Origin of the sequence: Roseitalea sp. MMSF_3546, assembly GCF_030732865.1 — a bacterium.
In the GTDB taxonomy this organism is placed as follows: domain Bacteria; phylum Pseudomonadota; class Alphaproteobacteria; order Rhizobiales; family Rhizobiaceae; genus Roseitalea.
The window spans coordinates 22,420-28,510 of sequence record NZ_JASHKB010000034.1 but is presented as its reverse complement, the minus strand read 5'-3'; the positions used below and the strand labels follow the sequence as shown (position 1 = coordinate 28,510).

Annotated in this window: 5 protein-coding genes; all 5 read left to right on the top strand. The window is 66.9% G+C overall.

The annotated features are described in order from the left end of the window. Positions 1–339 (top strand): oligopeptide/dipeptide ABC transporter ATP-binding protein (locus tag RBB34_RS18220; protein ID WP_346432551.1); only part of this gene is annotated, 339 nt, incomplete at its 5' end. Positions 340–446: 107 nt separating this feature from the next. Continuing rightward, on the top strand, positions 447–1,334 hold the full coding sequence (locus RBB34_RS18215) for an ABC transporter ATP-binding protein (RefSeq protein ID WP_306120676.1): 888 nt from the start codon (positions 447–449) through the stop codon (positions 1,332–1,334). Positions 1,335–1,344: 10 nt separating this feature from the next. Next, positions 1,345–3,372 carry a CocE/NonD family hydrolase gene (locus tag RBB34_RS18210; RefSeq protein ID WP_306120675.1) on the top strand — a complete coding sequence of 676 codons (2,028 nt, stop codon included), beginning with the start codon at positions 1,345–1,347 and terminating at the stop codon, positions 3,370–3,372. 238 nt (positions 3,373–3,610) lie between these two features. Then, entirely contained in the window at positions 3,611–5,182 is a 1,572-nt protein-coding gene (locus RBB34_RS18205; protein WP_306120674.1) for a trimethylamine methyltransferase family protein, read from the top strand. Positions 5,183–5,221: 39 nt separating this feature from the next. Next, entirely contained in the window at positions 5,222–6,085 is an 864-nt protein-coding gene (locus tag RBB34_RS18200) for an alpha/beta hydrolase (protein ID WP_306120673.1), read from the top strand. Positions 6,086–6,091: the final 6 nt, after the last annotated feature.

Here is a 6,091-nt window from a genome sequence, read left to right as displayed (position 1 = left end):
TGGCAGCCCGCCAATCAGCGAATGCCGGAGGGGTCAAAATTGGACGCCGATCCGGGGTCAAAATTGGACGCCGATTGTCATCCGCGCCATCCCTACACCGATCGGCTGCTGGAATGCGATCCCGCGCGCCAGAGCGAGCGCAGCCGCGTCCTGCCGACCATTCCCGGATCGATACCGGATCTGCGCGACAGGCCGGCGGGCTGCATCTTCGCCAGTCGCTGCCATCGGGTCCATGACGTCTGCGCCGAAGCGCCTGGGGAGACGGTGCTCGACGGCGGACGGCATCGGGCCCGGTGCTGGCTCGCCGAGCGACCGGAGAGGGACTTGGTCGCGCCATGAACGGAGAACCGATCCTGACCGTACGCGATGTCGAGGTGCGTTTCTCCGTGGGCGGTCTCGCCGATCGGATTGTAGGCCAACCGGCATCCATCCTGGGTGTGGCTGGCGTGAGCTTTGACGTAGCCCGTGGGGAAACCTTCGCGCTGGTCGGCGAAAGCGGCTCGGGAAAGACCACGCTTGCCCGCGCGATCAACGGGCTTCAGGCGGTCTCGGCGGGCTCGATACGGTTCGAGGGCGACGAGGTCGTCGGTATGGCGCGGCCGGCGATGCGGTCGCTCAGGCGCCGCATGGCGATGATGTTCCAGGATCCGGTCGGATCGCTGTCTCCCCGCCTGACGGTCGGTGCGCTGATCGCCGAGCCGTTCCGGATTCACGGCTTGAACGACCGTGATCTTGCGGTGGAAACGCGGCGGCTTCTGGCGCTGGTCGGGCTGCCGGCCGAGTTCGCCGACCGCTATCCGCATCAATTGTCGGGCGGACAGGCGCGCCGCGTCGGCGTGGCCCGCGCGATCGCGCTCGATCCCGCTCTGGTCATCGCCGACGAACCGACCGCGGGCCTGGACGTCTCGGTTCAGGGCGAGGTCCTCAATCTGCTGAACGAACTGCGCGAGCGGCTCGGACTGGCCATGGTGGTCATCACCCACAATCTGCACGTCGTCCATCATGTCGCCGACCGTATGGCGGTCATGTATCTTGGCCGGTTTGTCGAAACCGGGCCGACGGAGGCCGTGTTCAACGCGCCGCGGCATCCCTACACCGCTGCCCTTCTGTCGGCCAATCCCGAGCCCGACCCCGACAAGGCGCGCGCCCGCATCGCCCTGCCGGCCGAGGTGCCTTCGCTTCTGTCACGCCCGACGGGCTGCGAATTCCACACCCGCTGTCCCTGGCGGCAAGAGCGCTGCCGAAGCGAGCCGCCCCGGCCGGCCGGCCGCGACGATGTCGGCGTGTCCTGCCATTTTCCGCTGAAACCGGGCGCCCGACCGCCGGCCAATTGAAGGAGCGTTCATGCAAGACGACAGATCGGCTCAGGTCATCGAAACCGTATGGATCCCCATGCCCGACGGCGCGCGCCTGGCCGCACGCTTGTGGCTGCCGCCGGAGGCAAAGGACGAGCCGGTGCCGGCGGTGCTGGAGTACATCCCCTATCGCCGCCGCGACCGCACGCGGATGCGCGACGAATCCATGCATCCGCATTTCGCCGAGGCCGGCTATGCCGCCATCCGGGTCGATATGCGCGGGTCCGGCGACAGCGACGGCCTGATGGAGGACGAGTACACGCACCAGGAGATCCAGGACGGAGCCGATGTCGTCGCCTGGATCGCCGCGCAGGACTGGTGCGACGGCAATGTCGGCATGTTCGGCAAGTCCTGGGGCGCCTACACCGCCTTCCATGTCGCCGCGCTCCAGCCGCCGGCGCTCAAGGCGATCGCCCCGGTGAAGGGCACCGACGACCGTTGGCTGGAGGACATTCACTTTTATGGCGGCGTCCTGGCGAACGACAATTTCTGGTGGGGTTCGATCATGCAGCTCTACAACGCCATGCCGCCCGACCCGCAGATCGTCGGCGCGGACCGTTGGGAGGCGATGTGGAAGGCGCGGCTTGACGGGATGCGGTTCTGGCCGGCCCTGTGGCTGGAACACCAGACCCATGACGCCATGTGGCGACGCGGATCGATCTCGCAGAGCTATGACGCTGTCCGGATCCCTGTCTATTTCTTCGGCGGCTGGGCGGACCTGTTCCGCGACACGCCGTTCCGGATCGCCGAGCGGCTCAAGGGGCCGGTAAAGGTGCTGATGGGGCCCTGGGCACATCTTTATCCGCATGAGGGCTCGCCCCGACCGCGAGCCGACTTCCTGGGCGAGGTCATCGGTTTCTGGGACCACTGGCTGAAGGGCAGGGATACGGGCCTGATGGACGAGCCACCGCTGCGCTTCTGGATGCAGGATGCCGCGCGCCCGGCCGGCAGCCATGCCGAACGGCCCGGCCGCTGGGTTGAAGAACCCTCATGGCCGTCGCCGAACGTGACGATCGGCGCGTTCTGGCTGAACGCGGGGACGCTGGCCAAAGAAGCCGTCGGCGGCGCGGCCATGTCGGTCTGTTCGCCGCAGACCTTCGGCTCGGCGGGCGGAGACATGTGCTCGTTTGCGGTCGCCGGCGACATGCCAGCCGATTGCCGCATCGATGCGGGCGGCGCATTGCAGTTTCGCAGCGAAGTGCTCGACGCGCCGATGGACATTCTCGGCCAGCCGTCGATTGCCCTGAAGGTGGCCGCCGACCGGCCGCAGGCCTTCGTCGCGGCGCTCCTGATCGACGAGGCGCCGAACGGCGCCCAGACGCTGATCACCCGGGGCTTCTGCAATCTGATGCACCGGAACGGTGGCACCGAGCCCGAGCCCGTGGTGCCTGGCGAGGAGATGGCGGTCATCATTCCGCTTCACGGCATCGCCTATCGAATGCCGGCCGGCCATCGTCTCGCCGTCCAGATCGCATCGGCCTACTGGCCGATCCTCTGGCCATCGCCCGAACCGGTGACGCTGACGGTCCGGCCCGGCGCCTCGACGCTTGAACTTCCCGTGCGCCGGATGACGGCCGACGCGCCCGCGCCGCGCGCCATGCCGGAGCCTCATCCCGACGACCGTGCGCCCAAGGTCACGACGGTGACGTCCGGCGCCCTCGAGCGAACCATCACGACCGATCTGGCGACGGGCCTGCAAACGCAGCGGCTCTTCATCGACGGCGGCGTTTTCGGCCCCGTCGGCCGCGTGCGGCTCGACGACACCGGCACCGAACTTGGCGACATCTCCGAACGGATCTACGCGATTCTCCCGGACGATCCGCTATCGGCACAGGCGTCGATGGCGCAGGAGAGCGTCTTCGAGCGCGAGGACTGGAAAACAAGAATAGAGACGTTCTCGCAGCAGCGTGCGACGAAGACTGAGTTCCACCTGAAGGCAACCGTCAGATGCTGGAACGGAGACGCGCTCTTCCATGAGGCAGCGTGGGAGTTCGTGATCCCGCGCAACGGCATGTGAGAGCGTCCATCACGGCCGGGCGCGGGGACCTGATCTGCGTTCGTTGCGGGCCGCCGGCGGCACTAGACACTTCTGTCTAGACGGAGGAAGGACTCCCGTATTATGGTCCGATGGCCGATCCGGATGACGGCTGGGCCGGTCCGTTCTGGCGTTCCCTGGGCTCCATCGGGTAGCAGCCCGGCGCCGGCGAACCCTGGTGCATCTGTTCCTTCGATGAAGAACTGATGGTTTGGAAGAAATGGGCGGTTTGGAGGAAGCAGGCGGACGGACATCGCGGCGGCGGCGCAGATCCGGCGGCGAGCGGTCCGGCGGCGCGCGGTCCGGCGGCGCGCGGCAGGTCAACTACCGTCAATTGCGCAATCCGTTCGCGCCGCAACGGGTCTTCTCGGACGATCATGTCGCGGCCATCCATGACACATCGTTGCGCGTCCTGGAGGACCTGGGCATCAAGGTCTTGCTGCCAGAGGCGCGACGCCTTTTCCGGGCCGCCGGTGCTCGGGTCGACGAGGACAACGAAATGGTCTTCATCGGCCGCGACATCGTGGTGTCGGCCATTGAATCGGCGCCCCGCACCTTCATGCTGCACGGTGCCGCACCCGAGCGCGATCTTCGCATGCAACTAGGCACTCTGGCTTTCCAGTCAGGCGCCGGCGCGCCGAACGTGACGGACCTCGTGCGCGGCCGACGGCCGGGCACGCTCGCCGATGCGACCGAACTGACCAAGCTCGTCCAGCATTTCGACGCCATCCAGATGCTGAGCCCGGGCGTGGAGCCGCAAGATGTCGATCCCGCACTGCGGCATTACGCCTTCACCCGGGCGCAACTGGTGCATTCCGACAAGATCCCCTTCATCTTTTCGCGCGGCACGCCGCAGGTCCTCGATTGCTTCGAGATGCTGCGCGATTTCCGTGGCCTGTCGGATGCCGAATTCACCGGCGCATCCCACTGCTACACCATTATCAACACCAACTCGCCGCGCCAGATCGACATCCCGATGGCGCAAGGGTTGATCGACTTTGCCCGGCACAGCCAGCCGTCGATCATCACCCCGTTCTGCCTGATGGGAGCGATGGCGCCAGTCACGGTCGCCGGCGCCCTGACCCTCAGCCACGCCGAGGCGCTGGCGGCGATCGCCCTGACGCAATTGGTCAAACCCGGCGCGCCGGTCATGTATGGCGCCTTCGCCTCCAACGTCGACATGAAGTCTGGCGCGCCCGCGTTCGGCACCCCAGAACAGGTCAAGGCCAGCCTTGGCTCGGGGCAGCTTGCGCGCCTCATCGGCCTGCCGTGGCGCAACGCGGCGGGCTGCGCCGCCAATGTCAATGACGCGCAGGCCGCCCATGAAACGCAAATGAGCGCGTGGGGCGCGGTGCTCGCCGGCGCGACGGTCGTCATCCATGCCGCCGGCTGGATCGAGGGCGGTCTCGCGGTGTCGATGGAAAAATTCATCACCGACATGGAGATGGTGCAGGGGCTGGCCGAACTTTGCGCCGAAACGCCGTCCGATGACGGCGCCATCGCGTTCGAGGCCCTGTCAGAGGTGCAGCCCGGCGGTCACTTCTTCGCCTGCGCCCATACGATGGAGCGCTACAGCACGGCCTTCTACGAACCGCTCGTGGCCGACTGGTCGAATTTCGGCACCTGGAGCGAGCGCGGCGCTCTGGACGCCTCGATGCGTGCCACGGCCATCTGGCAACGGATTGTCGACGAACACGTCCCACCGCCGTCGGTCGATGCCGGTCGCGTAGAAGCACTCGATACCTTCATCGCCAGGCGGACCGCCGCCGGTGGCGCCCCGCCCGGTGAGTGAGCCCGGGCGTAGGACCAACGGAAGCTGGAGACGCCGAGCATGTCTGCATTTCCCCAACTCGGTCCGGACGCGACGACCCATCGCATTTCCACGACGGACGGCGTGACGATGCGTGTCGTCGAGCAGGGCAGCGGTCCGGACATTGTCTTCATTCCCGGCGGCGACTCGCCGGCCGAGGCCTATGTTCATCTGTTCAGCCATTTCACATCGCATTTCCGATGCATCTCCTACGATCCGCGCGGCGTGGGCGACACCGTCGCTCCGGCCGCGCCCTGGACCATGGAAGCGATGGCGGCGGACTGCGCCGCGATCATCGAACAACTGTGCGATGGACCGGCTGTCGTCACCGGTCTTTCCATGGGCGGGCTTCTGACCCAGGCGGTCGCCATCGACTTTCCTGGTCTCGTGCGCCTCGCGATACCGATGGGGACGGCCGCCTACATTGACGGCTTCACACGCGACTGGATGGAGGCCGAGATCAGGCTTCGCCGCGACGGGATCGTGCTTCCGGACTACTTCCTGCCGGTGCACTACGGGGTATATGCCTATCCCGCCAAGGCGCTCGACGAGCCCGAGCTTTGGGCGCAGGTCAAAGCCGCGTACACGGTGCGTTTCGGGGGGCGCGACCCGCAGGATCTGATCGACCAGTGGCAGGCTTGCCTCGACTATGACTGCCGCGACCGGCTGCCGGAATGCCAGGTGCCGATGCACGTCATCGCATTCTCCGAGGATGTACAGACGCCGCCGGGAATGTGCCGGATCGTCGCCGACCTCGCCGGAAACGGGCATCTGCACGAAATCGCCGGGCTGGGTCACGTCTCCTTGCTGCGCCACAAGCCGGACGTCGTTGCCGCCAAACTCCACGAGATCATCGCCGAAGCTAGCACGAAGGACGGCCGGTAGCCGGCA